This is a genomic window from Streptomyces sp. NPDC015346, from assembly GCF_043078785.1.
Classification (GTDB): domain Bacteria; phylum Actinomycetota; class Actinomycetes; order Streptomycetales; family Streptomycetaceae; genus Streptomyces.
Genome location: NZ_JBIBTW010000010.1, coordinates 81,274 through 107,159, shown reverse-complemented (window position 1 = coordinate 107,159; position 25,886 = coordinate 81,274). Strand labels below are relative to the sequence as shown.

25 protein-coding genes are annotated in these 25,886 nt (G+C 72.1%); 9 read left to right on the top strand and 16 right to left on the bottom strand.

The features are described from left to right. Window positions 1–92: 92 nt before the first annotated feature. From ACF06X_RS30520 to ssd, 6 genes are read right to left on the bottom strand one after another with little or no spacing between them, the layout of a single operon-like run. On the bottom strand, window positions 93–452 hold the full coding sequence (locus tag ACF06X_RS30520; protein ID WP_392290530.1) for a TadE family type IV pilus minor pilin: 360 nt from the start codon (window positions 450–452) through the stop codon (window positions 93–95). Next, the gene (locus ACF06X_RS30515; protein ID WP_392290529.1) at window positions 439–642 is read right to left on the bottom strand and encodes a DUF4244 domain-containing protein; all 204 of its coding nucleotides are present in this window, start codon (window positions 640–642) and stop codon (window positions 439–441) included. The genes ACF06X_RS30520 and ACF06X_RS30515 overlap by 14 nt, the downstream gene beginning before the upstream one ends. Window positions 643–688: 46 nt before the next feature. Next, window positions 689–1,429 (bottom strand): type II secretion system F family protein, encoded by a 741-nt coding sequence (locus ACF06X_RS30510; RefSeq protein ID WP_392290631.1) that lies wholly within the window; start codon window positions 1,427–1,429, stop codon window positions 689–691. Window positions 1,430–1,473: 44 nt separating this feature from the next. Further along, window positions 1,474–2,364, bottom strand: coding sequence for a type II secretion system F family protein (locus tag ACF06X_RS30505; RefSeq protein ID WP_392290528.1), 891 nt, complete (start codon window positions 2,362–2,364; stop codon window positions 1,474–1,476). Next, a complete protein-coding gene (locus ACF06X_RS30500; protein WP_392290527.1) occupies window positions 2,358–3,542 on the bottom strand; it encodes a TadA family conjugal transfer-associated ATPase in 1,185 nt (394 codons plus the stop codon). The genes ACF06X_RS30505 and ACF06X_RS30500 overlap by 7 nt, the downstream gene beginning before the upstream one ends. Then, on the bottom strand, window positions 3,539–4,654 hold the full coding sequence (gene ssd, locus ACF06X_RS30495; RefSeq protein WP_392290526.1) for a septum site-determining protein Ssd: 1,116 nt from the start codon (window positions 4,652–4,654) through the stop codon (window positions 3,539–3,541). Before ssd ends, ACF06X_RS30500 begins: the two co-directional genes overlap by 4 nt. A gap of 553 nt (window positions 4,655–5,207) precedes the next feature. On the opposite strand from ssd, the gene ACF06X_RS30490 reads away from it, so the two are divergent. Beyond that, entirely contained in the window at window positions 5,208–6,062 is an 855-nt protein-coding gene (locus tag ACF06X_RS30490; protein WP_392290525.1) for an HAD family hydrolase, read from the top strand. 335 nt (window positions 6,063–6,397) lie between these two features. Here ACF06X_RS30490 and ACF06X_RS30485 read toward each other — a convergent pair whose 3' ends face one another. Then, a complete protein-coding gene (locus ACF06X_RS30485) occupies window positions 6,398–7,225 on the bottom strand; it encodes an oxidoreductase (RefSeq protein WP_392290524.1) in 828 nt (275 codons plus the stop codon). Between the two features lie 102 nt (window positions 7,226–7,327). On the opposite strand from ACF06X_RS30485, the gene ACF06X_RS30480 reads away from it, so the two are divergent. Continuing rightward, window positions 7,328–8,314: an ATP-binding protein gene (locus ACF06X_RS30480; protein ID WP_392290523.1), complete on the top strand. Its 987-nt coding sequence runs from the start codon at window positions 7,328–7,330 to the stop codon at window positions 8,312–8,314. A gap of 132 nt (window positions 8,315–8,446) precedes the next feature. Here the strand turns inward: ACF06X_RS30480 and ACF06X_RS30475 are convergent, their stop codons facing one another. Further along, the gene (locus tag ACF06X_RS30475) at window positions 8,447–9,733 is read right to left on the bottom strand and encodes a hypothetical protein (RefSeq protein ID WP_392290522.1); all 1,287 of its coding nucleotides are present in this window, start codon (window positions 9,731–9,733) and stop codon (window positions 8,447–8,449) included. Between the two features lie 312 nt (window positions 9,734–10,045). Between ACF06X_RS30475 and ACF06X_RS30470 the strand changes: the two genes are divergently transcribed. From ACF06X_RS30470 to ACF06X_RS30445, 6 genes are all read left to right on the top strand, one after another. Further along, window positions 10,046–12,592: a bifunctional SulP family inorganic anion transporter/carbonic anhydrase gene (locus ACF06X_RS30470; protein WP_392290521.1), complete on the top strand. Its 2,547-nt coding sequence runs from the start codon at window positions 10,046–10,048 to the stop codon at window positions 12,590–12,592. A gap of 190 nt (window positions 12,593–12,782) precedes the next feature. Beyond that, window positions 12,783–14,738, top strand: a complete 1,956-nt coding sequence (gene acs, locus ACF06X_RS30465; protein WP_392290520.1) for an acetate--CoA ligase — start codon at window positions 12,783–12,785, stop codon at window positions 14,736–14,738. 308 nt (window positions 14,739–15,046) lie between these two features. Continuing rightward, window positions 15,047–16,459, top strand: a complete 1,413-nt coding sequence (gene nhaA / locus ACF06X_RS30460; protein ID WP_392290630.1) for a Na+/H+ antiporter NhaA — start codon at window positions 15,047–15,049, stop codon at window positions 16,457–16,459. Window positions 16,460–16,497: 38 nt separating this feature from the next. Beyond that, window positions 16,498–16,974, top strand: a complete 477-nt coding sequence (locus ACF06X_RS30455) for a phage holin family protein (protein ID WP_392290519.1) — start codon at window positions 16,498–16,500, stop codon at window positions 16,972–16,974. Continuing rightward, window positions 16,971–17,912, top strand: a complete 942-nt coding sequence (locus ACF06X_RS30450) for an alpha/beta fold hydrolase (RefSeq protein WP_392290518.1) — start codon at window positions 16,971–16,973, stop codon at window positions 17,910–17,912. Before ACF06X_RS30455 ends, ACF06X_RS30450 begins: the two co-directional genes overlap by 4 nt. Window positions 17,913–18,032: 120 nt before the next feature. Beyond that, window positions 18,033–18,221: a hypothetical protein gene (locus ACF06X_RS30445; protein ID WP_392290517.1), complete on the top strand. Its 189-nt coding sequence runs from the start codon at window positions 18,033–18,035 to the stop codon at window positions 18,219–18,221. A gap of 19 nt (window positions 18,222–18,240) precedes the next feature. On the opposite strand, the gene ACF06X_RS30440 is transcribed toward ACF06X_RS30445, so the two are convergent. The 3 genes from ACF06X_RS30440 to nth form a co-directional block, all read right to left on the bottom strand. Further along, window positions 18,241–19,440, bottom strand: a complete 1,200-nt coding sequence (locus ACF06X_RS30440) for a MarP family serine protease (protein WP_392290516.1) — start codon at window positions 19,438–19,440, stop codon at window positions 18,241–18,243. Window positions 19,441–19,492: 52 nt separating this feature from the next. After that, window positions 19,493–20,245 (bottom strand): NUDIX hydrolase, encoded by a 753-nt coding sequence (locus ACF06X_RS30435; protein ID WP_392290515.1) that lies wholly within the window; start codon window positions 20,243–20,245, stop codon window positions 19,493–19,495. Between the two features lie 69 nt (window positions 20,246–20,314). Further along, window positions 20,315–21,316 carry an endonuclease III gene (gene nth / locus ACF06X_RS30430; RefSeq protein ID WP_392290514.1) on the bottom strand — a complete coding sequence of 334 codons (1,002 nt, stop codon included), beginning with the start codon at window positions 21,314–21,316 and terminating at the stop codon, window positions 20,315–20,317. A gap of 229 nt (window positions 21,317–21,545) precedes the next feature. On the opposite strand from nth, the gene ACF06X_RS30425 reads away from it, so the two are divergent. Then, complete coding sequence (locus tag ACF06X_RS30425; RefSeq protein WP_015034542.1) at window positions 21,546–22,220, top strand: Crp/Fnr family transcriptional regulator; 675 nt, start codon at window positions 21,546–21,548, stop codon at window positions 22,218–22,220. Window positions 22,221–22,316: 96 nt separating this feature from the next. Here the strand turns inward: ACF06X_RS30425 and ACF06X_RS30420 are convergent, their stop codons facing one another. The 5 genes from ACF06X_RS30420 to ACF06X_RS30400 form a co-directional block, all read right to left on the bottom strand. Next, window positions 22,317–23,201 (bottom strand): prohibitin family protein, encoded by an 885-nt coding sequence (locus tag ACF06X_RS30420; protein WP_392290513.1) that lies wholly within the window; start codon window positions 23,199–23,201, stop codon window positions 22,317–22,319. A 97-nt stretch (window positions 23,202–23,298) separates the two neighbouring features. Continuing rightward, window positions 23,299–24,129: an MBL fold metallo-hydrolase gene (locus ACF06X_RS30415; RefSeq protein WP_392290512.1), complete on the bottom strand. Its 831-nt coding sequence runs from the start codon at window positions 24,127–24,129 to the stop codon at window positions 23,299–23,301. Further along, entirely contained in the window at window positions 24,126–25,130 is a 1,005-nt protein-coding gene (locus ACF06X_RS30410; protein ID WP_392290511.1) for an NUDIX hydrolase, read from the bottom strand. Before ACF06X_RS30410 ends, ACF06X_RS30415 begins: the two co-directional genes overlap by 4 nt. 91 nt (window positions 25,131–25,221) lie before the next feature. Beyond that, a complete protein-coding gene (locus ACF06X_RS30405; protein ID WP_158988338.1) occupies window positions 25,222–25,689 on the bottom strand; it encodes a RidA family protein in 468 nt (155 codons plus the stop codon). Continuing rightward, complete coding sequence (locus tag ACF06X_RS30400; RefSeq protein ID WP_003967454.1) at window positions 25,686–25,844, bottom strand: DUF4177 domain-containing protein; 159 nt, start codon at window positions 25,842–25,844, stop codon at window positions 25,686–25,688. The genes ACF06X_RS30405 and ACF06X_RS30400 overlap by 4 nt, the downstream gene beginning before the upstream one ends. Window positions 25,845–25,886 lie beyond the last annotated feature (42 nt).

Sequence of the window (25,886 nt, the reverse complement as noted above, 5' to 3'; positions counted from 1 at the left end):
CGGAGCGGGGCCGGGGCGGTCCGGGCGGCCTGCCCGGCCGGGACTCCGGGCAGGGCGCCGCCGTCCAGGCGGCGGGAGCGTGCTGCTCTCGCTCATGGCGGGTTCACCCCCACCGCGTCCTCGGAGAGTGCCGCCGCTCCGGCGCGGAGGGTCAGCCCCAGGCCTCCCGGCCCGGGGGCCGGGGCCTCCACCGTCACCCGCCACAGCTCCGCCGACCGGGTCACCGAGACCCTGGCCCCGCCCGGTGCGGCCGCCAGGGCGGCGGCCTCGGCGGACGCGACCGGCTCGAACCGGGCCACCGCCCGCGCCCCGGCCCGGGCCGCGTCCACGCACTGGATCTGCGCCGCGGCTGCCGCGAGAGCCCAGACGAGGGCCATGGTGAACACCACCAGGGCGGGGAGGGCCATGGCCGCCTCCACGGTCACGGCACCCCGATCGTCAGAACGGCGCATCGAGCGCCTTCCCGATCACCGACTCCAGCGCGCCGGAGACCGTCCCGCTCGTCACGATCTTGTAGAGCACGGCCGCGAAGGCCGCCGCCGCGATCGTTCCCATCGCGTACTCGGACGTGGTCATCCCCGCGTCCGACCTGGCAGACCATCGGGCCCGCCACCACGCGCTCACGCACTTCATCGCCTTCATGCCAACCCCCTGAGGTGTCCTTACGTCTTGGTCATGTGCGCTTCTGTCAGGCCCGCAGCAGTCCGCCGGCGAGCCCGATCACCACCGGGGCCACCCCGACCGCCAGGAAGGCGGGCAGGAAACACAGCCCCACGGGCGCGGTGATCAGTACCTGCGCACGCTGCGCCCGCGCCGCCGCCTTCCGCGCCCGGTCCGCCCGCAGATCGGCCGCGTGTCGCGAGACGGCCTCCGCGGCGGGCGCCCCGGAGGAGCCGGCCCGTTCCAGGCAGCGGGCCAGGCCCTCGGCGCCGGGTATCGCGCCGAACCTCCGCCACACATCCGCTGGTTCGCCGCCGAGGCGCAGCTCCGCCGCCGTCCGCGCCAGACGCTCACCGACCGGCCCTCCCAGCGAGCCGCCCACCGCCTCGGCGGCCTCTCCCGGCCCCGCTCCGGCCGACACGCAGGCCGCCAGCAGATCGGCCGCGAGCGGCAGTTGGCGTGCGGCCTCCCCGTCGTCCGGCACCGCGGAGCCGCCGCGGCGCACGCTCCACCGCCGCGCTCCCCAGCCCGCCGCGAGAGCGACCAGGAGGCCGGCCGTTCCACCGACCAGCGCCCATCCCGCGAGCGCCGCGAGGAACGGCATGGCCCACCCGCGCACCCACAGCGGCACCCTCGCCCCGACTCGCCGCTCCCGCCCGAACTCGGTGTCCAGCAAGGCCGCGAGCCGCTTCCGCGTCCGTCGCTCGCGCCGCCGGTCCGCCATCGCCCAGGCCGCCCAGACGGCCCCGCCGGCCGGTCCGGCCACCATCCCCACCCCGGGCCCGAACTCCTCCACAAGCCCCACGACAGCCCTCACACCCGCTCCCCTCCCCGCACGATCCGCGCCGCCCACCACAGGCCCGCCGCCTCCAGAGCCCCGCCCACGACCAGGCAGCCCAGCCCGACCGGCGTGTGCAGCAGGACGTGCAGGGGCCGGGCTCCGAGCGCCGTGCCGAGGGCCAGCCCCACCACCGGCAGGACGGCGAGCACCGCCACCGTCGCCCAGGCGCCAGCCAGTTGGGCTCTCATCCGCTCCCGCTGGTCCCGGTGCTCCCGAAGCGCGGCCTCAAGCCGGTCGAGCCCTGCGGCCAGCCCCGCGCCGCCGTCCACGGCGACCTGCCAGCAGGCCGCCAGACCGGCCAGACCTTCGGCGCCGTCCTGCCGGGCGGCCCGCCGCAGCGCCTCCGCCACGTCTCCGCCGAAGCGCGCCGCCGCGAGCACCGACGTCTCCTCTTGCGGGCCAAGAGCCCCTGTCGTGCCCGCCGCGAAGACCAGGGCCTGCGCCGGTTGGCGGCCGGCTCTCAGCTCCCCCGCGATCGCACCGCACAGGGCCACCACCGCGTCGGCCCGTGCTTCCCGCTCCTTACGGGCGGCCACCGCCCGCAGCCTCCGCCCCACCAGCGGCACCGCGACCACCCCCGCCACCAGCGGCAGCGGCGACTCCCCGAGAAGCGAGAGCACCACCGCCAGGGGCAGACACAGCCATGCGCGCCACCCCCTCGCCACGGCCCACCACCGCTCGCACACCTCCCGCCACGACGGTCCCGTACGCTCCGGAGCCCCCACGGCACCCGGAACGCCCACGCCCGCCAGAACCGCCCGCGCCCTGCGCAGTCCGCGCTCCCGCTCGGCCACCCGCCACAACGCGGCCCCGGCACACAGAACCGCCGCGCCCTGGGCCAGCGCCCACTGCTCCCTCACCACGACTCGCCTCCGATCAACGCCCGCAGCCGCTCCCAGCCCCGCTCCCGCTCGAACCCGGCCGTTCCCCAGCGCAGCGCGGGCACGGTGACCACCAGCCCCGCCCGGTCCCTTTCGAGGACATGGATCTCGGCGATCCGGCGACGCCCCGCCCGGTCCCGTACGAGATGCAGCACCGCCGAGAGTCCGGCGCCCAACTGGCTGTGCAGCGCCGCCCGGTCGAGGCCCGCCGCCGTCCCGAGGGCCTCCAGGCGGGCCGGGACGTCCGCCGCGGTGTTGGCGTGGACGGTCCCGCAGCCGCCCTCGTGGCCGGTGTTCAGGGCGGCCAGCAGATCGACGGCCTCCGCGCCCCGCACCTCACCGACCACCAGCCGGTCGGGCCGCATCCGCAGGGCCTGGCGGACCAGGTCCCGCAGGGTCACCAGACCCGCGCCCTCCTGGTTCGCGGGTCGCGCCTCCAGGCGCACCACATGGGGATGGTCGGGTCGCAGCTCGGCCGAGTCCTCGGCCAGGACGATCCGCTCCCGCTCGCCCACCAGACCGAGCAGGGTGGACAGGAGCGTCGTCTTCCCCGAACCCGTGCCACCGCTGATCAGGTACGAGACCCTGGCCTCGATCAGGGCGCGCAGGATCCGCTCCCCGCCGGGCGGGACCGTGCCCGCATCGGTCAGCTCCGCCACGGAGAAGGCCCTCGGCCGCACCACCCGCAGCGACAGGCAGGTCGAGCCGACCGCCACGGGTGGCAGCACGGCGTGCATCCGGGTCCCGTCCGGCAGTCGTGCGTCCACCCAGGGCCTGGCGTCGTCCAGGCGCCGGCCGGCCACCGCGGCGAGCCGCTGGGCGAGCCGTCGCACCGCGGGCGCGCCGGCGAAGGAGACGTCGGTGAGTTCGAGGCCGGAGCCGCGGTCGACCCAGACGCGGTCGGGTGCCGAGACGAGGACGTCGCTGACCGCCGGGTCGGCGAGCAGCGGCTCCAGCGGTCCTGTGCCGACCAGCTCGCACCGCAGGGCCTCGGCGGCGCCGAGGACTTCCGCGTCGCCGAGCAGCCGTCCCTGGGCCCTCAGCGCCGCCGCCACCCTCGCGGGTGTCGGTTCCGCGCCGCTTTCGGCGAGCCGCCGCCGCACGGCCTCCAGAAGGCCCTGCCCGCCGCTCTGACCGCCCCGGGCCGCCACCGCGCTCATGACGCCCCCTCGGGGGCCAGCGCCCGCTCCCAGAACTCCGTGCAGAACCGGCCCAGCGGCCCGCGTACCTCGGAGCCCGGCGGGTCGCCGGCGTCCAGCGTGGACAGGAGTCCGGGATCGTCCGGCAGTTCACCGGCGAGGGGCAGCCGCAGCGCGTCCGCGACCCACTGGTCGTCGAGTCCGGGCGCGTACGGCCCGCGTACGACCACGCGCAGATCGCGCAGCACCATGCCGGCGAGCGAGGCGACGCGGCTCGCCGCCGCCACGGCCCTCAGCTCTCCGGGGACGACGAGCAGTCCGAGGTCGAGCTGTGCCAGGGCCTCGGTCACCGCCTCGTCGACCCGGCGTGGCAGGTCGACGACGACCAGCCCTCCGCGCCTGCGCGCCGCGGCGAGCACCGAACGCATGGCCTCGGGTGGCACGAGGACGGAGTCGCCCCGGTCCCAGCTGAGCACCCGGAGGCCGCGCACCGACGGCAACGACTCCTCCAGGGCGCCGCCGGCGACCCTTCCCTTGGAGGCGGCGAAGTCGGGCCAGCGTCTGCCCTCGGCCCGCTCGCCGCCGAGCAGGACGTCGAGCCCGCCGCCGAGCGGGTCGCCGTCCACCAGCAGCGTGCGCCGTCCGGTCCTCGCGGCGGCCAGGGCGAGTGCGCAGGCCAGGGTCGAGGCCCCCGCGCCGCCGCGGCCGCCGATGACGCCGACGGTCAGCGCCTGCCGGCCCGCGCCCTCGGCGGCGTCGGCGATCCGGTCGACGAGCCAGCTCTCGGCGTCCGGGAGCCGCAGCACGCAGTCGGCGCCGATCTCGACGGCCCACCGCCAGACGTCCGGGTCGTCGTGGTCGCGGCCCACGAGCATCACCCCCTGCCGTCGGGCGGCCCCGCGGCACCGTGCCGCCGCGTCGTCCCCGACCAGGACGAGCGGGGCGTCGGCCCAGCTCGCGCGGTCGTCCGGCACCGTGTGGTGCACCTCGGGCTCGGCTCCCGCGGCGGCGCACAGCCGCAGCAGGTCGTCGAGGAGCGCGAGGTCCTCGGTCACGATCAGTGGCCCGGCCCGGCGCACGTCGGCCGCCGGTTTCCCGCCCGAGCCCGCCGAGCCCGCCGAGCGCCCGGGCATGTGCCCGGGCGAGCCGGCGGATCGTGAAGCCCTGGAAGGCCTCGGCATTCTGAATGTCATGGTTCCGGCCACGGCACACGCCCCCTGTCCCCGTGTGATCCCGCACGTGCCGCTGGCACGGCGGAGATCGGTGATTCCTGCTGCCGCGGAGTTCGCGGTGGGAATGACCGTGCCCTCGTCCCGGAAATCGCGTGGATCTTGGTCAAAAACTGTGGATAACTCGCCGGTTGTGAATATCTCCATGACCCATACCGGGGATGGCCGGAGAGCAGCGCTCCCGTTACTGTGGGTGACGAATCAAAGGCATCACGCCGTCGCGGCCGCAGGGCCGACGAGAGGGGGAGCGATGGGGATCCGTCGGACGAAAACGCGTCCGGACATGCGACGACCCCCGCCGGGGGGGAGAGCGGGGGTCGTCTTTCCGGCCGACTCGGGGGGGGAGGAGCCGGACCGGGTTAGCACGGTCGCGAACGATCCGTGACTTCCATGGTGTACCCGAGAGCCTTCTCAGGCAAACCCACACGCCCGAGCGTACGCCGAATGGCGGGCACCTATGCTCGGGCTCGTGGAAAACCACTCGTTGCCGCGCACAGCCGCCTTCTTTGACCTGGACAAGACGGTCATTGCGAAGTCCTCGACGCTGACCTTCAGCAAGTCCTTCTACCAAGGCGGGCTGATCAACCGCCGCGCCGTCCTGCGGACTGCCTACATCCAGTTCGTCTTCCTCGCGGGCGGCGCCGACCACGATCAGATGGAGCGGATGCGCGAATATCTTTCCGCGCTCTGCAAAGGCTGGAACGTCTCGCAGGTCAAGGAGCTCGTCGCCGAGACCCTGCACGACCTGATCGACCCGATCATCTACGACGAGGCGGCCTCGCTCATCGAGGAGCACCACGCCGCGGGCCGCGATGTCGTGATCGTCTCGACCTCGGGCGCCGAGGTCGTGGAGCCGATCGGCGAGATGCTCGGCGCCGACCGGGTCGTCGCCACCCGGATGGTGGTCGGTGACGACGGCTGCTTCACCGGCGAGGTGGAGTACTACGCCTACGGGCCCACCAAGGCCGAGGCGATCCGGGAGCTCGCGGAATCGGAGGGGTACGACCTCTCACGCTGCTACGCCTACAGCGACTCGGCGACCGACGTACCGATGCTCGAGACCGTCGGCCACCCCTACGCCGTCAACCCCGACCGGACCCTGCGCCGCGAGGCGACCGCCCGGGACTGGCCGATCCTCGCCTTCGAGAAGCCGGTCCGGCTCAAGCAGCGGCTGCCGGCCTTCAGGATGCCGCCCCGCCCCGCGCTCGTGGCCGCGGCCGCCGTGGGCGCGGCAGCGGCGACCGCCGGACTGGTCTGGTACGCCAACCGCCGGCGGCACGCCGCTCTTGCCCATCGCTTTGCCCGGATTTGAGACGAAAGTAAAGAAGTGGAGTCAGGGCTTTCGCTTCCGATCCGACAGGAGTAGAAAGGAATCAGGCCCGCGAGACCTAGGACATCCGAGAGGATCACCTGTTGAGCAAGAAGGCCCCACGGACCTCGCACTGAAGCCGAGCACCCACGCGACGTCGACCCGTCGATTACGGGCCAGCCGCACCAGGCGAAGGGCTGAGTTCCCCGCCTGATGGGCACATATCGAGGACGCTTGGTAACTCGGCCGACGTGCCAGCGGCGGTACCAGGACTGGTACCGCCGCAACCCTTTGCGCTGACGTGCGTCGGCCCTTTCGGCCCCTTTCGCGCCGACCGGCTATGCGGCGCCCCTCTGCAGCGCCTCGCAGACCGCCGTCGACTCCCGGACGCCCAGCTCCACAGCCCGCCCGCAGTGGGCGATCCAGGCGGCCATGCCCTCCGGGGTCCCCGACAGGTACCCCTCGAACGCCGCGACGTACGCCGCGCGCCCCTGCTCCGCGTGGCCGACCTCGGCCGGGCAGATCGACTTGGGGTCGAGCCCGCTGCCGACGAGCACGATCCGCTCGGCGGCTCGCGCGATCAGCCCGTTGTACGAGGTGAACGGGCGCAGTGCGAGCAGTTCGCCGTGCACCACGGCCGCCGTCACCAGCGCCGGGGCCGTACCGCCCGCGATGATCAGCTCCGAGAGCCCGTCGAGCCGCCCCGAGACCTCCGCCGGGTCCGGCAGCGGCGCCTCGATCAGCGGCTCGTCGACGGCCTCGCCAGCCTGTCGGGGCCTGCCGACCGAGTCTCCGAAGCCGGGGTCGTCGCCCACCGCGACCAGGTGCAGCCGCGCCAGAACCCGCAGCGGGGACTGGCGCCAGATGGAGAGCAGCTGTCCGGCCTCGGCGCCCAGCCGCAGGGCGGCGCCCACCGTCCGCGCCTCCGGGTCGCCGCCGAAGTCGGTGCGTCGGCGGACCTCTTCGAGGGCCCAGTCGGCGCCGGACAGCGCCGCCGAGCCGCGCGCCCCGCGCAGAGCGGCCTCGGAGGTGATCTCGTTGCTGCGGCGCCGCATCACGCGGTGCCCGTAAACCCGGTCGACGGCCTTGCGTACGGAGTCCACCGATTCGGCGACGCCCGGCAGGGAGCCGAGGGCGGCCAGGGGGTCAGAGGCGTGCGTACTCATAAGTAGCGAGGCTACGCGCCCCAGGGCGTGGCCCCACGATGGAGTGGTCTTCTTCACGCACCTTGACCACAGATCGCGATCGTGGCACTACGCTAGGTGAACATGAAGATCGCTTTCGTAGGGAAGGGCGGCAGCGGGAAGACCACGCTGTCCTCGCTCTTCATCCGCCACCTCGCCGCCAATGAAGCCCATGTCATCGCGGTGGACGCCGACATCAACCAGCACCTCGGCGCCGCGCTCGGCCTCGACGAGGCGGAGGCGGCGGCGCTGCCGGCGATGGGCGCGCATCTGCCGCTGATCAAGGAGTATCTGCGCGGGAGCAATCCGAGGATCGCCTCCGCCGACACGATGATCAAGACCACCCCTCCCGGGGAGGGTTCGCGCCTGCTGCGGGTGCGCGAGGACAACCCGGTGTACGAGGCCTGCGCCCGGACCGTGCGGCTGGACGACGGCGAGATCCGGCTGATGGCGACGGGGCCGTTCACCGAGTCGGATCTGGGCGTCTCCTGCTACCACTCCAAGGTCGGCGCGGTGGAGCTGTGCCTGAACCACCTGGTCGACGGCGAGGACGAGTACGTCGTCGTCGACATGACGGCGGGTTCGGACTCCTTCGCCTCCGGGATGTTCACCCGCTTCGACATGACGTTCCTGGTCGCCGAGCCGACTCGCAAGGGCATCTCGGTGTACCGCCAGTACAAGGAGTACGCGCGGGACTTCGGGGTCGCGCTCAAGGTCGTCGGCAACAAGGTGCAGGGCCCGGAGGACGTGGACTTCCTGCGCGCCGAGGTGGGCGACGACCTGCTGGTGACCGTGGGCCACTCGGACTGGGTCAGGGCGATGGAGAAGGGCCGCCCGCCGCGCTTCGAGCTCCTGGAGGCGGACAACCGGATGGCGCTGCAGGCCCTGCAGAACGCGGCGGACGATTCGTACGCCCACCGGGACTGGGAGCGCTACACCCGCCAGATGGTCCACTTCCACCTGAAGAACGCGGAGAGCTGGGGCAACGCGAAGACCGGGGCCGACCTGGCGGCGCAGGTCGACCCCGGTTTCGTCCTCGGTGAGGCGGTGGCCGTACCCCAGCCCGGCTGAGACCGCCCGCACCACGACCGGCGGACGGAGTCCGGCGCAGCCCGGCTGGGAACGCCCGCACGGTCGTCTGGGGCCGACCTCGCGCGCGGGTCGGCCCCAGGGTGCTCGTGCGCGGGTCGGCCCCAGGTTGGTTCAGTGGCGCTCGGGCTGCTTGGCGGCCGGCTTCGACGGGGGCGCCGGCTGGGGGGCCAGGAAGGTCGCCCAGCCGCCCTTCGGGGCCTCGCCGACCTTGAGGGTGCGCATCTTGGCGAGGACCGCCGGGTCCTGGGCGTCCAGCCAGTCCGCGAGCTGGCGGAAGGACACGCACTTCACGTCCTTCTGGACGCAGACCGTGGCGATGGTCTCCTCGATGGCGCGCATGTAGGTGCCGCCGTTCCAGGACTCGAAGTGGTTGCCGATGATGAGCGGCGCCCGGTTGCCGTGGTACGAGCGGTTGAAGGCCTGCACCAGGCCGTCGCGCATCTGGTTGCCCCAGAACTGGTGCATGGACGGGTCGCCCTGCGTCGTACCCGACTGGTTGACCAGGAAGTTGTAGTCCATCGCGAGCGTCTGGAACGCGCGCCCCGGGACCGGCACGAGCTGCATCGACAGGTCCCAGAGGCCCTTTTCCTTCTTGGGCCAGATCTGGTCGTTGACGCCGCTGGTGTCGTAGCGGAAGCCCATCTGGGCCGCCGCCTGGACGAAGTTCTTCCGGCCCTCCAGGCAGGGGGTGCGCGCCCCGACCAGCTCCTTGTCGTAGTCGAACGGGAGCGGCTGCTCGGCGGTCAGGCCGGCGTTCGTCTTCCAGTTCTTCACGAAGGACTTGGCCTGCCGGATCTCGCTCTTCCAGTCCTCGACCGACCAGTCGCCGACACCGCCCTCCGGGCCGCAGAAGTGGCCGTTGAAGTGCGTGCCGACCTCGTTGCCCTCCTGCCAGGCGGCGCGCAGCTCGCGGACGGTGGCCCGGATGCCCTCGGTGTCGTTGAAGCCGATGTCCGAACGGCCCGGCGCGTGCTGGGGCGGGTTGTAGAGCTTCCGCTTCTCCTCGGGCAGCAGATAGACCCCGCTGAGGAAGTACGTCATGGTCGCGTCGTACTTCTTGCCCACCTCGCGGAAGTGGGAGAAGAGCTTCTGGCTGTCCTCGCCCGCGCCGTCCCAGGAGAACACCACGAACTGCGGCGGCTTCTGACCGGGCTTCAGCCGCTCCCAGGTGGGCTGGTTGGGCTGGGCGCCGGTGAAGGCGGTCGAGCCGTCACCGATCAGGCGCACCGCGTTCTGCGGAGCCGCCGCCTGGCCCTTCTTCGCCCCCGAGGCGCCCTTCGCCGGGGCTTCCTCGTCCGAGCCCGAGCAGCCGGCGAGGCCGACGACCAGGGCGACGGCGAGAGCGCCGACGGCGAGTGTCCTCGTGCGGGCAGTGGTCCTTCTCCCGGCGGCTGTCATCCGCCCACCTCTCCTCGGTTCCGTGCGAGCGGCGCCAACGTCGCACCCCGCCGCCGGGGAGATGAAACGACAAGCGGCACTGCCCTCACTTATCACCCGAACCGGTGAAGGATTGCCCTGTTTGCCCCGAAAATAATGCCGCAGACTTTACTCTGCATTACGATCCATTTACCGAGCGTTGATACTCGCCCCAGTGACCGGTGAGGATCCGCGCGCCGGTATCCCGCCGCTGCACGCCGTGACCCACGGCCGCGACCCCCACGTTCGTCCCGCACGAGCCGCGACCGCGCTGCCCCGGAGGAGACGGGAACCATGACCCTCTGCCCCACCGACCGCACCACCACCAGGCCCCGCTTCCAGCGTCCGCACAGCCCGCCCGGCGGCGGCCGCCGCTTCGGTTTCGTGGGCGCCGACCTGTCCGCGTCCATCTCCGTCTTCCTGATCGCCCTGCCGCTCTCGCTCGGCATCGCGCTCGCCACCGGCGCGCCGCTCCAGGCCGGCCTGGTGGCCGCCGCCGTCGGCGGCATCGTCGCCGGCCGGTTCGGCGGGGCCCCGCTCCAGGTCAGCGGGCCCGCCGCCGGCCTCACGGTGGTCACCGCCGAGCTGATCCAGCGGTACGGCTGGCGCACCACCTGCGCCATCACCGTTCTCGCCGGCCTCTCCCAACTGGGCCTGGCCGCCCTGCGCGTGGCCCGCTCCGCACTCGCGGTCTCCCCCGCGATCGTGCACGGCATGGTCGCCGGCATCGGCGTCACCATCGCCCTCGCGCAACTCCACATCGTCCTCGGCGGCACCCCGCAGAGCTCCGCCGTGGACAACTTCCTCGGACTGCCCGCGCAGCTGGCCGATCCGCATACGACCGGCCTGGCCATCAGCGCGCTCACCGTCGCCGTCCTGCTGCTCTGGCCGAGACTTCCCGGCCGCGCGGGCCGTCTCCTGCGGAAGGTCCCGGGCGCCCTCACCTCGGTCGCGGCGGCGACGGCCCTGGCGGCGATCGCCGGACTCGCCGTCCCCCGGGTCGACCTGCCCTCGTGGAGCAGCCACGCCCTGCCCGGGCTGCCGGAGGGACCGGTCCTCGGCATCGCGGCCGGGGTGCTCACCATCACGCTGGTGACCAGCGTGCAGTCGCTGCTCTCCGCCGTCGCCGTCGACAAGCTGGTGGCCGCCCGCCCCGACCGGGGCCACGGCGTCCCCCGCTCCCGGCTCGACCGCGAACTCGCGGGCCAGGGCGCGGCGAACGTCGTCTCCGGCGCACTCGGCGGACTGCCGGTGGCCGGGGTGGCGGTCCGCAGTGTCGCGAACGTCTCGGCGGGCGCCATGACCCGGAACTCCACGATGCTGCACGGCCTGTGGATCGTGCTCGCCGCGCTCTTCCTGGTCCCCGTCATCGACCTCATCCCGCTGCCCGCGCTCGCCGCGCTTGTCATGGTCGTCGGCATCCAGATGGTGAGCATCACCCACATCCGCAGCGTGACCCGGCACCGCGAAGTCCTGGTGTACGCGACGACGCTGAGTGGCGTGGTCCTCATCGGCATCCTGCAAGGCGTCGCCCTCGGCATCGCCGCGGCGACGGCCGTCGCCCTGCACCGCCTCGCCAAGACCCGGATCACCCGCGAGGACGAGGACGGATGTCATCGGGTGAGTGTGCGAGGGCAGTTGACCTTCCTCGCCGTGCCCCGGCTGAGCCGGGCCCTCCACCAGCTGCCGCACGGCTCCCACGTCGTGGTCGAGCTGGACGGGTCCTTCATGGACCACGCCGCGTACGAGACGCTGCACGACTGGCACGCGGCGCACCTCCGGCACGGCGGGACGGTCGAGATGACCGGGCCATCGGGAGCCCGGATCGCCGAGCCCGCCCCCGAAGCGCACGCCTGCTGCCGCCCCTGGACCCCCTGGCGCAACCACCACTGCGGGGAGCAGCCGGCGGACGAGGCGCCGAAGAAGACCGGGCACCAACTGGCGAGCGGCATCGGGAAGTTCCAGCGCAACACAGCTCCCCTGGTGCGCGACGAGCTCGCCCGGCTCGCCCGCGAGGGCCAGCGCCCCTCGCAGCTCTTCCTCACCTGCGCCGATTCACGCCTGGTCACCAGCATGATCACCTCCAGCGGCCCGGGCGACCTGTTCACCGTCCGGAACGTGGGAAATCTCGTTCCGCTGCCGGGCGAGGAGAGCGGGGACGACTCGGTCGCGGCGGCGATCGAGTACGCCGTGGAGGTGCTGCAGGTCGAGTCGATCACCATCTGCGGACACTCCGGCTGCGGGGCGATGCAGGCGCTGCTCAACAGCCGGCCCGACGCCCCGCAGACCCCGCTGCGGCGCTGGCTGCGCCACGGGCTGCCCAGCCTGGAGCGGATGGCGAGCCGCGAGCACGCCTGGGCGCGGATCTCCGGGCGGCTGCCGGCGGACCGGGTCGAGCAGCTCTGCCTGACCAATGTGGTCCAGCAGCTGGAGCATCTGCGGACGTACGAAGCGGTGGCGCGGCGGCTCGCCGACGGCACCCTCACGCTCCACGGGATGTACTTCCACGTCGGCGAGGCTCAGGCGTATCTGCTGGCCGGGCCGGACGAGCTGCACCGCTACGACGACGTCTTCGACAGTGTCCCGCCCACCCGCACCCGCGAGGAGGCCCGCGCCCCGGGCCGCGAGGGGAAGGACTTCGTGCCGTCCTGGGAACAGATCCGCGTACCGGCCCGTGAGGAGCAGCCCTCACCGGGCCGTGCGGAGGACCCCGTACCGGGCCGTGCGGAGGACCGCGTACCGGCCCGTGACGGGAAGCGCGCGCCGGGCCGGGAGGAGGACCGGGCGCCATCCCTGGAGGACGACCGGGTGCCTGGCCGGGAGGAAGCGCGCGCGTCCTGAACCTTCCCGCCCTGACGTCCGTGAGAGTGTGTGGCCCCTTCTTCCCACCGCCCGGGAGGGAGGGGCCCCCGTCCGCCCGCTCACAGGTCTAAACCAATTGCCTGGAGACCCTTGTCACCCAGGCATCTGACTGATGAGCTATGACGCGGGACACATAGGCACATAGGACGCCCTGGGAAAGGGAGATGTCGTGAGCAACGAAAGCCTGGCCAACCTGCTCAAGGAAGAGCGGCGGTTCGCGCCGCCGGCCGAGCTGGCCGCGCACGCCAACGTGACGGCGGAGGCGTACGAGCAGGCCGAGGCGGACAGGCTTGGCTTCTGGGCCGAGCAGGCGAGGCGGCTCACCTGGGCCACCGAGCCGACCGAGACCCTCGACTGGTCGAACCCGCCGTTCGCCAAGTGGTTCGCCGACGGCGCGCTCAACGTGGCGTACAACTGCGTCGACCGGCACGTCGAGGCCGGAAACGGCGATCGGGTCGCCCTCCACTTCGAGGGCGAGCCGGGCGACAGCCGCGCCATCACCTACGCCGAGCTGAAGGACGAGGTCTCCCGGGCGGCCCACGCCCTGACCGAGCTGGGCGTCACCAAGGGCGACCGGGTCGCGATCTACCTCCCGATGATCCCCGAGGCCGTCGTCTCGATGCTGGCCTGCGCCCGCATCGGCGCCGCGCACTCCGTGGTCTTCGGCGGCTTCTCCGCCGACGCCATCGCCACGCGCATCGAGGACGCCGACGCCAAGCTCGTCATCACGGCGGACGGCGGCTACCGCCGGGGCAAGCCCGCCGCGCTCAAGCCGGCCGTCGACGAGGCCCTCGGCCGCGTCGACCGGGTGCGCAACGTCCTCGTCGTCCGCCGCACCGGCCAGGACGTCGACTGGACCGAGGGCCGGGACGTGTGGTGGCACGACATCGTCGCCCGCCAGTCCGCCGAGCACACGCCCGAGGCGTTCGAGGCCGAGCACCCGCTCTTCATCCTCTACACCTCCGGCACCACGGGTAAGCCGAAGGGCATCCTCCACACCTCCGGCGGCTACCTCACGCAGGCCGCGTACACCCACCACGCCGTCTTCGACCTCAAGCCGGAGACCGACGTCTACTGGTGCACCGCCGACATCGGCTGGGTCACCGGACACTCGTACATCACGTACGGACCGCTGGCCAACGGCGCGACGCAGGTCATGTACGAGGGCACGCCGGACACCCCGCACCAGGGCCGGTTCTGGGAGATCGTCCAGAAGTACGGCGTCACGATCCTCTACACCGCGCCGACCGCGATCCGTACGTTCATGAAGTGGGGCGACGACATCCCCGCGAAGTTCGACCTGTCGAGCCTGCGTGTGCTGGGCTCGGTCGGCGAGCCGATCAACCCCGAGGCGTGGATCTGGTACCGCGAGCACATCGGCGCCGGCAAGACCCCGATCGTGGACACCTGGTGGCAGACGGAGACCGGCGCGATGATGATCTCGCCGCTGCCGGGTGTCACCGAGACCAAGCCGGGCTCGGCCCAGCGCCCGCTCCCCGGCATCTCCGCCACCGTCGTCGACGACGAGGCCGACGAGGTGCCGAACGGAGGCGGTGGCTACCTGGTCCTCACCGAGCCGTGGCCGTCGATGCTGCGCACCATCTGGGGCGACGACCAGCGGTTCATCGACACCTACTGGTCGCGCTTCGAGGGCAAGTACTTCGCCGGTGACGGTGCGAAGAAGGACGAGGACGGCGACATCTGGCTCCTCGGCCGGGTGGACGACGTCATGCTCGTCTCCGGGCACAACATCTCGACCACGGAGGTCGAGTCGGCCCTCGTCTCGCACCCGTCCGTCGCCGAGGCGGCGGTGGTCGGCGCCGCCGACGAGACGACCGGTCAGGCGATCGTCGCCTTCGTCATCCTGCGCGGTACGGCCAGCGAGGGTGACGGGCTCGTCGCCGAGCTGCGCAACCACGTCGGCACGACGCTCGGGCCGATCGCGAAGCCCAAGCGGATCCTGCCCGTCCAGGAGCTCCCGAAGACGCGCTCGGGCAAGATCATGCGGCGTCTGCTGCGGGACGTCGCCGAGAACCGGGAGCTGGGTGACGTGACGACGCTGACGGACTCGTCGGTGATGGCGCTCATCCAGACGCAGCTGCCGAGCGCCTCCAGCGAGGACTGACCAGATCCGAACCATCCCCACGGTCATGACACGAGCGCCCGCCCCGACACCCCGGGGCGGGCGCTCCTGCGTCTCCGGCGCGTCAGCGGCCCCCGCGCGACCGGCAGGCCCAGCGCGTGCAGCGAGTCCTGCGGCGGATCACAACGGGACGAACCAGTCATCTCTCCCTAAAGTGAAACCCGCCGGACACAACCCTGGCTCGTTAGGTAAAGTAAAGAAAGCGTCAGTGACGCGACAAGAAGACCTAGGTGCGCCGGGAAGTCTGGTCGGCATGTGCTTCGCCCTGCCCGCCCGACCGGAGGTCTCTCATCGTGCCCGCGCCAGCGCCCGCTTCCGCCCCCACCCGCCGCAAGTTCCTCGGCCTCCTGTCGCTGCCCGAGCGGCAGTTCCTGGCCGACGCGCTGCGCGCCGAGACCGTCGGTGGCGTCCTGCTGCTCCTCGCCGCCATCGCCGCGCTCGTCTGGGCGAACACCCCCCTCAGCGACAGCTACGCGACGGTACGGGACTTCCACATAGGCCCCTCCGTCCTCGGTCTCGACCTCTCCATCCAGCACTGGGCGGCCGACGGACTCCTCGCGGTCTTCTTCTTCGTCGCCGGTATCGAGCTCAAGCGCGAACTCGTCGCGGGCGAGCTGCGCGACCCCAAGGCCGCCGCCCTGCCCGTCATCGCCGCCGTCTGCGGCATGGCCGTGCCCGCGCTGGTCTACACCCTGGTCAACGTCGTCGGCGGCGGCTCGCTGTCCGGCTGGGCGGTCCCCACCGCGACCGACATCGCCTTCGCGCTCGCCGTCCTCGCCGTCATCGGCACCTCGCTGCCGTCCGCGCTCCGCGCTTTCCTGCTCACCCTCGCCGTCGTCGACGACCTCTTCGCGATCCTGATCATCGCGGTCTTCTTCACCAACGACCTGAACTTCCTCGCCCTCGGCGGCGCCTTCGTGGGCCTCGCCCTCTTCTGGCTGCTCCTGCGCACGAAGGTCCGCGGCTGGTACGTCTACGTGCCGCTCGCCCTCATCATCTGGGGCCTGATGTACAACAGCGGCGTCCACGCCACCATCGCCGGTGTCGCCATGGGCCTGATGCTCGACTGCGGCAGGCGCGAGGGCGAGAAGCACTCCCAGGGCGAGCACATCGAGCACCTGGTCCGTCCCCTGTCCGCCGGTGTCGCCGTCCCGCTGTTCGCGCTGTTCTCGGCCGGGGTCACCGTCTCGGGAAAGTCGATCGCCGAGGTGTTCACCCAACCTGTCACCCTCGGCGTCGTGCTCGGACTCGTGGTCGGCAAGGCGGTCGGCATCTTCGGCGGCACCTGGCTCGCCGCCCGCTTCACCCGCGCCGAACTCAACGAGGACCTGGCCTGGCCGGACGTCTTCGCCGTCTCCTCGCTCGCCGGAATGGGCTTCACCGTCTCCCTCCTCATCGGCGAACTGGCCTTCGAGGGCGACCAGGCGCTCACCGGCGAGGTCAAGGCGGCCGTCCTGTTCGGCTCCCTGATCGCGGCCGTGCTCGCGACCGTCCTGCTCAAGCTGCGAGTGCGGAGGTACGAGGCGCTGATCGCGGACGAGGAGCGCGACGAGGACATGGACGGCATCCCGGACGTGTACGAACTGGACAACCCGGAGTACCACCTCCGCATGGCCGAGATCTACGAGAAGAAGGCCGCCGAACACCGCGAGCGCGCCCAACTCGCGGGGGCATCGCGCGATGACGCCGACAGTCCGGCATGATCTGAGGTCGGAACCGTAGAAGAGAAGAGGGAGCAGCGATGAGCGACCCGGTCAACGGAGCCGAGCGCAGCCTCGGACAGCTGGTCGCCTCGGCGACCGCCGAGATGTCCGCGCTGGTGCACGACGAGATCGCCCTGGCCAAGGCCGAGATCCGACAGGACGTCAAGCGCGGCGCGATGGGCGGTGCGGCCGGCGTGGCCGCGGCCACGGTGCTGCTCTTCTCGCTGCCGATGCTGAGCTTCGCGCTCGCCTACGGCATCCAGGCCTGGAGTCACTGGCACATCTCGGTCTGCTTCCTGCTCTCCTTCGCGGCCAACGTGCTGCTCGCGGGGCTCCTCGGGCTCCTCGCCTACGCCAAGTTCAAGAAGGTCAAGAAGCCGGAGAAGTCCATCAACTCGGCCAAGCAGACCGCCGCCATCCTCCAGAACGCCAAGCCGCACCCCCGCCCCGAACGGGCGGTCCTGCCCGGCACGGTCCAGGAGAAGGCCGCGGTTGTGGGACGCTCGTCGGCATGACCGTCCCTGAGAGCAGCAACGGCAGCGGCCACGGCAGTCCCGTACGGATCGACGGCCCGTGGACCCACCGCGACGTGGCCGCCAACGGCGCGCGCTTCCACATCGCCGAGATGGGCGACGGGCCGCTCGTCCTGCTGCTGCACGGCTTCCCGCAGTTCTGGTGGACCTGGCGCCACCAGCTGCCCGCTCTCGCCGACGCGGGGTTCCGGGCCGTGGCGATGGATCTGCGGGGCGTGGGCGGCAGCGACCGTACGCCCCGGGGTTACGACCCGGCCAATCTGGCGCTCGACATCACCGGCGTCATCCGCTCCCTCGGGGAGCCGGACGCGGCGCTGGTCGGACACGACCTCGGCGGCTATCTCGCCTGGACGGCGGCGGTCATGCGGCCCAAGCTGGTGCGCCGGCTCGCGGTCTCCTCGATGCCGCACCCGCGCCGCTGGCGCTCGGCGATGCTCTCCGACTTCTCGCAGTCACGCGCGGGTTCGTACGTATGGGGCTTCCAGCGCCCGTGGCTGCCGGAGCGTCAGCTCGTCGCCGACGACGCGGCCATGGTCGGCCGGCTGATCCAGGAGTGGTCGGGGCCCGGGCTGCCGGACGAGGCGGCCATCGAGGTGTACCGGCGGGCGATGCGCATCCCGTCGACGGCGCACTGCTCGATCGAGCCGTACCGGTGGATGGTGCGGTCCATGGCGCGGCCCGACGGGATCCAGTTCAACCGGCGTATGAAGCGCCCGGTGCGGGTACCCACGTTGCATCTGCACGGCTCGATGGACCCGGCGATGCGGACGCGCAGCGCGGCGGGCTCCGGTGAGTACGTGGAGGCTCCGTACCGCTGGCGGCTCTTCGACGGCCTGGGGCACTTCCCCCACGAGGAGGACCCGGTGGCGTTCTCCACGGAGCTCGTCAACTGGCTCAAGGACCCCGAACCCGACCGCTGAGCCCTGCCGCCGGGGGCCACGGGAACCTCTGTTCTCCGAACGGCCATGTGCCCGGCGCATACTCCAATTGGCGGGCCCCGGGGCGGTTACCGACCTTGGGCCCCGGGCAGACGTCGGTGTATGGGCTGGACGTACGACTACGGTGACACAGCACGCGACCGCCGCTCGGCCACGGGGCCGGGCTCCCACGAGAGGAGTGGCCCCGAGGACGAGGGCCGCTCGCATTCCGCGCAGGAGGTCGGGATCCCGCGCATCCTCCGCCGCCGGGCCCGGTGGGTCTCGGCCCGGCTCCGCCACTCTCGGGACTGAGCCCTTCCAGGGGTCCCCGCTACAGCGCGCACCCCTGGCTGTCGACCTGCTGGTTCGCCGTACGCCCCTGGACGATGTCATCCCGGATCTCGTCGACCGTCAGGGCGTAGCCGGTGTTCGCGTCGTCGAGCGAGCGGGCGAAGATCACGCCGTACACCTCGCCGTCCTCGGTGAGGAGCGGGCCGCCGGAGTTTCCCTGACGCACCGTCGCGTACAGCGAGTACACATCCCTGCGTACCTCGCCCTGGCGGTAGATGTCGGGTCCCTTGGCGTCGATACGGCCCCGGACGCGCGCCGAGCGGACGTCGTACGAGCCGTTCTCGGGGAAGCCCGCGACGATGGCGCCGTCGCCGCTGCGGGCGTCCTCCTCGGCGAACCGCAGGGGCTCGGCGTCCAGGTCCGGCACGTCCAGTACGGCGATGTCGCGCTGCCAGTCGTAGAGGACGACCTTCGCGTCGTACAGCCGGCCCTCGCCGCCGATCTGGACGGTCGGCTCGTCGACGCCTCCCACCACGTGGGCGTTGGTCATGACCCGGCGGTCGGCGAAGACGAACCCGGTGCCCTCCAGGACCTTGCCGCAGCTCGGCGCCGTGCCGACGACCTTGACGATGGAGCGCTGGGCGCGGGCGGCGACGGGACTGCCGGCGAGCGCCGGGTCCGGGGGCCGGACCTCGGTGATGGGCTCGTTGGCGAAGGGGCTGAAGACCTGGGGGAAGCCGTTCTGGGCGAGGATCGAGGTGAAGTCGGCGAACCAGCTGGACACCTGATCGGGCATCACCCGCTCCACGCCGAGCAGCACCTTGGAGCTGCGGACCTCCTTGCCGAGGGTGGGCATCGAGGTCCCGGCGAGGGCGGAGCCGAGCAGCCAGGCGACCAGCAGCATCGCGACCACGTTGACCAGCGCGCCGCCGGTGGCGTCCAGGGCGCGCGCCGGTGACCAGGTGATGTGCCGGCGCAGCCTGTTCCCGAGGTGGGTGGTGAACGCCTGTCCGACCGAGGCGCAGACGATCACGATGATCACGAAGACGACCGTCGCCGTGGTCGAGACCTCGGAGTTGTTCGTCAGCTGGTCCCAGATGACCGGGAGCAGCAGGACGGCGACGAGGCCGCCGCCGAGGAATCCGATCACCGACAGGATGCCGACGACGAAACCCTGGCGGTAACCGATGATCGCGAACCACACGGCGGCGAGCAGCAGCAGGATGTCCAGCACGTTCACCGTCAATAGCCTCGCAGATTCGTCTTCGGTCGCCCCGGGTCAGGTCAGCCTGTCATGCACGCCAGTCCAGCGGGACCTGCTTGGCCCGGTCCCACGGTCTCTCCCATCCGGCGAAGTGCAGGAGCCGGTCGATGACACCGGCCGTGAAACCCCAGACCAGAGCGGATTCGACCAGGAACGCGGGGCCCTTGTGGCCGCTCGGGTGGACGGTGGTCGCGCGATTGGCGGGGTCCGTGAGATCCGCCACGGGGACGGTGAAGACCCGGGCGGTCTCGGCGGGGTCGACCACGCCGACGGGGGTGGGGGTGCGCCACCAGCCGAGGACCGGGGTGACGACGAAGCCGCTGACCGGGATGTAGAGCTGGGGCAGCACACCGAAGAGCTGGACGCCCGAGGGGTCGAGACCGGTCTCCTCCTCGGCCTCCCGCAACGCGGCCCGGAGCAGGCCACCGTCGGCCGGGGAGCCGTCCTCGGGGTCGAGGGCGCCGCCGGGGAAGGAGGGCTGCCCCGCGTGCGAGCGCAGGCTGCCGGAGCGCTCCATGAGCAGCAGCTCGGGCCCCCGCTCGCCCTCGCCGAAGAGGATCAGGACGGCGGACTGGCGACCGGCGCCGCTCGCGGGCGGCAGGAAGCGGCTGAGCTGCTCGGGCGCGACGGTGCGGGCGGCCCGGTCGACGGGGGCGAGCCAGGCGGGCAGCCCTTCGCGGTCGAGCAGACCGCCGGTCCCCACGCCGTAGACCTTCCGGTCCTCGGCCGCTCCGGCCGCTCCGGCGGCCTTCTTCTCGGTCTCTTCTTCAGTGCGCGTCATAGGCACCCCGTGTTTCACAACGCGATCGGACGGCGGCTTCGTTCCCCACGGCCTCGTGGGCTCCCGGCCTCATGCACCGGCGCCCGGGGACACGCCGACGGCGGGGGGCGCCGGACGGCCCGGATAGTCCGGAGGCGGATTGAGGCGCTGGCCGGGATAGCCGCCCTTCTCGTACTTCAGGAGCTTCTTCGCCTTCTCGGGGTCCGTCTCGCCCTCGCCGTACGCCGGGCAGAGAGGGGCGATCGGGCAGGCGCCGCAGGCGGGCTTGCGGGCGTGGCAGATCCGGCGGCCGTGGAAGATCACCCGGTGCGAGAGCATCGTCCACTCGCTCTTCGGGAAGATCTCGGCGATCTCGGCCTCGATCTTGACCGGGTCGTCCTGCTCCGTCCACTTCCAGCGGCGGGCGAGCCGCATGAAGTGGGTGTCGACCGTGATGCCGGGCACGCCGAAGGCGTTGCCGAGGACGACGAAGGCGGTCTTGCGGCCGACGCCGGGCAGCTTCACCAGGTCTTCGAGCCGGCCGGGGACCTCGCCTCCGAAGTCGTCCCTGAGGGCCGCCGCGAGGCCCATGATCGACTTCGTCTTGGCGCGGAAGAAGCCGGTCGGCCTGATCAGCTCCTCGACCGCGTCGGGATCGGCGGCGGCGAGGTCCTCGGGCGTCGGGTACCTCGCGAAGAGCGCGGGGGTGGTCTGGTTGACCCGCAGGTCGGTGGTCTGGGCGGAGAGGACCGTGGCGACGAGCAGCTCGAAGGGATTCCGGAAGTCCAGTTCGGGATGGGCGTACGGATAGACCTCGGCCAGTTCCCGATTGATCTTCCGGGCCCGGCGGATCATCCCGAGCCGGGATTCCGCTTTCGCGGACTTCGCGGGTTTGGCGGGCTTGGCGGTCTTCGCCGACGGCGCGGCGGACGGCTTGGCGGAGGTCTTGGCCGGCGCCTTCGCGGAGGTCTTGGCGGCCCTCTTCGCGGGGGCTCCGGCCGCCCTCACGGCGGGCGCGGCGGGGCGTTTTGCGGCATTTGTTCGCTTCGACGCACCCTGTTCGCCCACAGCGGAATTACCCTTGGCGGACACTCTCCCAGCCCCCTTGGCCTGCGCTCTCACCGGCGAGTTGGACACCCGGCCAGCCTAAGGGCCACCACCGACATCCGCCCCGGGCACGGCCGATCACGACCCAATCGGGCCCCTGGCGTACGGACGGGCGGTTCGGTACGTCAAACTTGTTGTGATTGATCGCACTGTTTTGTGCGTCCGGCATCATGGGATCAAGGTCCCCTGAGCAGGTCGACATAGGAGAGAACTCGTGGACGACGTTCTGCGGCGCGCCCCGCTCTTCGCGGCGCTCGATGACGAGCAGGCCGCGGAGCTGCGCGCCTCGATGAGTGAAGCGACGCTCGCCCGTGGCGACGCGCTGTTCCACGAGGGAGACCCCGGCGACCGCCTGTACGTGGTCACCGAGGGCAAGGTGAAGCTCCACCGCACCTCCCCCGACGGCCGGGAGAACATGCTGGCCGTCCTCGGCCCCGGCGAGCTCATCGGCGAGCTGTCCCTCTTCGACCCGGGCCCGCGCACCGCCACCGCGACCGCGCTGACCGAGGTCAAGCTGCTCGGCCTGGGCCACGGCGACCTCCAGCCCTGGCTGAACGCCCGCCCCGAGGTGGCCACCGCCCTGCTGCGCGCGGTCGCCCGCCGCCTGCGCAAGACCAACGACCAGATGTCCGACCTGGTCTTCTCCGACGTCCCGGGCCGTGTCGCCCGTGCGCTCCTCGACCTGTCGCGCCGCTTCGGCGTGCAGTCGGAGGAGGGCATCCACGTCGTCCACGACCTGACCCAGGAGGAGCTCGCCCAGCTGGTCGGCGCCTCCCGCGAGACGGTCAACAAGGCCCTGGCGGACTTCGCCCAGCGCGGCTGGCTGCGCCTGGAGGCCCGCGCCGTGATCCTGCTGGACGTGGAGCGCCTCGCGAAGCGCTCGCGGTAACCACGCAGGCCGCAGTACGTACGTGAGAGGCCGCCCCGGTCGTGGACCGGGGCGGCCTCTCTGTTCGTACGGACTTCGTACGGGCTTTCGTACGGACTAGCGCTTCGTACCGTCCACGATCACCGGGTTACCGCTGCCGCCGCCGCACGGCACCGCGTAGACCGGGTTCTGCGCCGCGGCCTCCTTGTACGCGTCGATGCACTGGTTCATCAGGACCTTGTCCGTCAGCGACTCGTTCAGGATCTTGTTGGCGCGGGCGATGCCCTCCGCCTCGATGCGGCGCCGGTCGGCCTCCGCCTTGGCCGTACGGGAGGCCTCGGTGGCGCGCTCGGTCGCCTGCTGCTGCTGGATCTTGCGGTCGATCTGCTCCTGCAGGGCCGGCGAGGGCTTCACGTTGCGCAGGTTGACGGCGGTGACGTCGATCCCGCGCGGGGCCAGCCGCTCCTTGATGAGCGTGCCGATCTCGGCGTTGATCTTCTCGCGGTCCGTGGCGTAGCCCTGCTCGCTCGTGTAGCGCGCGAAGACGTTCCGGACGATCTCCCGGCTGTCGGGGTAGACCAGGCGCTGCTGGATGGCCTCCTCGCTGCCCGCGAGGCGGTACAGCTCGACCGCCTTGGCCGGCGTGACCGCCCACTTCACGGTCACCTCGACCTCCATCACACCGCCCTGCGAGGAACGGACCTCCACCACGTCCTTGTCGGAGAGGTTGAGGTCGACGGGCCGGGTGGAGAACGTCGTGACGTCGGTGAACGGCGACTTGACGTGCATGCCCGAGGTCATCGGCGAGCCGACCTTGCCGAAGGCGACCGGGACGCCGACCTCGTACGCGCTGACGACGTAGAGGGTCGAACCGAGCATCGCGAAGACACCGGCGATGAGCGCGCCGAGGGCGCCGAGCTTCAGCCCGCGCGTGTCGTTGGCGCGGGCGACGAAGAACAGCACCACCGCCGCGATGAGCAGCAGAATGGATATGACGAACATGGGCATTCCCCCCGAGAACTACGGCCAGAAGTAAGCGGAGCGTAAAGCACGGACGGCCGGCTTCGGAGGGGTGGGGTGGGATCCGGTTCCGCCGGGGTCAGATCAGGTCGTGTTCCCGCAGGTACTCCAGCTGCGCCCGTACGGACAGTTCGGCGGCCGGCCACAGGGAGCGATCCACGTCGGCGTACACATGGGCCACCACCTCCTGGGCGGTGGTGTAGCCGTTCTCCACGGCCGTCTCGACCTGTGCGAGGCGACTGGCACGGTGGGCCAGATAGAACTCCACGGCCCCCTGCGCGTCCTCCAGGACCGGCCCGTGGCCCGGCAGGACCGTGTGGACCCCGTCGTCGACCGTGAGCGAGCGCAGCCGGCGCAGCGAGTCCAGATAGTCGCCGAGCCGCCCGTCGGGGTGCGCGACGATCGTCGTGCCGCGCCCGAGGATCGTGTCCCCCGTCAGCACGGCCCGGTCGGCGGGCAGGTGGAAGGAGAGCGAGTCGGAGGTGTGGCCGGGGGTCGCCACCACCCGGAGTTCCACACCGCCGACCGCGACCACCTGACCGGCCGACAGTCCCTCGTCGCCGAGCCGCAGCGCCGGGTCCAGGGCGCGTACCCGGGTCCCCGTCAGTTCGGCGAACCGGGCCGCGCCCTCGGAGTGGTCCGGGTGACCGTGCGTCAGCAGGGTGAGCGCGACCCGCTTGCCGAGCTGCGCGGCGGTGTCGACAACGCGCCGCAGATGGCCCTCGTCGAGCGGACCGGGGTCGATGACGACGGCCAGCTCGGAGTCCGGCTCCGAGACGATCCAGGTGTTCGTGCCGTCGAGGGTCATCGCGGAGGGGTTCGGCGCGAGGACGTTGACGGCGCGGGCGGTCGCGGGGCCGGAGACCACGGCTCCCCGGGGCTGTCCGGGCAGTGCGGCGGCGTCACTCACGACGCACCCCCGATCCCGGCACCCGCGCCCGCACCGCCCGCACCCGCACCCGCGCCGCCACCCTCAGCCTCGGCCTCGACGCCGGCCTCAGCCTCGGCCTCGACCTCCGCGGCCGTACCGGCGGCACCGGCCGCTCCCGCGTCCCCGCCCGTCGGGATGTGCTTGGTGAACTCGTCGTGCCCCGGCCAGCTCAGGACCACCTCGTCACCGTCCAGGCGCGCCCGCGCCAGTACGGGAGTGAGGTCCTGCCCCACCGAAGCGGCCAGCGCCTCGGCCGCCGAGCCGAACTTCTCCAGTCCGCGCAGGGTCGAGATCGTCGGCGGCATCATCAGCAGCTCGCCCCGGTCGTAACCGGCCGCGGCCTCCGCCGGGCGGATCCAGACCGTGCGGTCCGCCTCCGTCGAGGCGTTACGGGTCCGCTGGCCGGCCGGCAGCGCGGCCACGAAGAACCAGGTGTCGTACCGCCGGGGCTCGAACTCCGGCGTGATCCAGCGCGCCCACGCGCCGAGCAGATCGGAGCGCAGCACCAGGCCGCGCCGGTCGAGGAAGTCGGCGAAGGACAGCTCGCGGGCGACCAGCGCCTCGCGGTCCTTCTCCCAGTCGTCGCCGGTCGTGTCGCCGACCACCGAGTCCGCCGTCTCCCCGGCGAGCAGCACGCCCGCCTCCTCGTACGTCTCACGCACGGCCGCGCAGACGATCGCCTGGGCCTGCGCGTGGTCCGGCACGCCGAGCCGCTCGGCCCAGACCGCCAGGGAGGGCCCGGCCCAGCGCACGGGGTGTTCGTCCCGGGGGTCGACCCCGCCACCGGGATAGGCGTACGCGCCGCCCGCGAAGGCCATGGAGGTGCGGCGCCGCAGCATGTGGACGCTCGGCCCGTCCGCCGCGTCCCGCAGCAGCAGGACGGTGGCGGCCCGCTTGGGCGTCGCGGGGACCAGCTCGCCCGCGGCGAGAGCGCGGATGCGGTCGGGCCATTCCGGTGGGTACCACTGTCCATTCGCCATGGCCGGATGGTATGCCGGGCGGTCGGGATGTTCGAGAGCCGATTCCCCCCTGAGGGGGGAACCGGCTCGTGACGACTTTCCGGGGTGCTGGTCAGTCCTGGACGAGCTCCACCTGGACCTCGACCTCGACCGGGGCGTCGAGCGGAAGCACGGCCACGCCCACCGCGCTGCGGGCGTGCACGCCCTTGTCGCCGAGGACGGCGCCGAGCAGCTCGCTGGCGCCGTTGATCACGGCCGGCTGGCCGGTGAAGTCGGCGGCCGAGGCGACGAAGCCGACGACCTTCACGACCCGCTTGATCCGGTCCAGGTCACCGGCGACCGACTTCACGGCCGCGAGCGCGTTCAGCGCACAGGTGGCCGCGAGCTTCTTGGCCTCCTCCGCGGTCACCTCGCCGCCGACCTTGCCGGTCACCGGAAGCTTGCCGTCCACCATCGGGAGCTGGCCCGAGGTGTACACGTACACGCCCGACCGCACGGCCGGCTGGTAGGCGGCCAGCGGGGGCACGACCTCCGGCAGGGTCAGGCCGAGCTCGGCGAGCTTGGCCTCGACGGCGCTCACGCCTTCTCCCGCTTCAGGTAGGCCACGAGCTGCTCGGGGTTGTTCGGTCCGGGAACGACCTGGACGAGCTCCCACCCGTCCTCGCCCCAGGTGTCCAGAATCTGCTTCGTCGCGTGCACGAGAAGGGGCACGGTCGCGTATTCCCACTTGGTCATGGAGCCGACTGTATCCGCTGCCACAGACACCTCCTGCTTAGG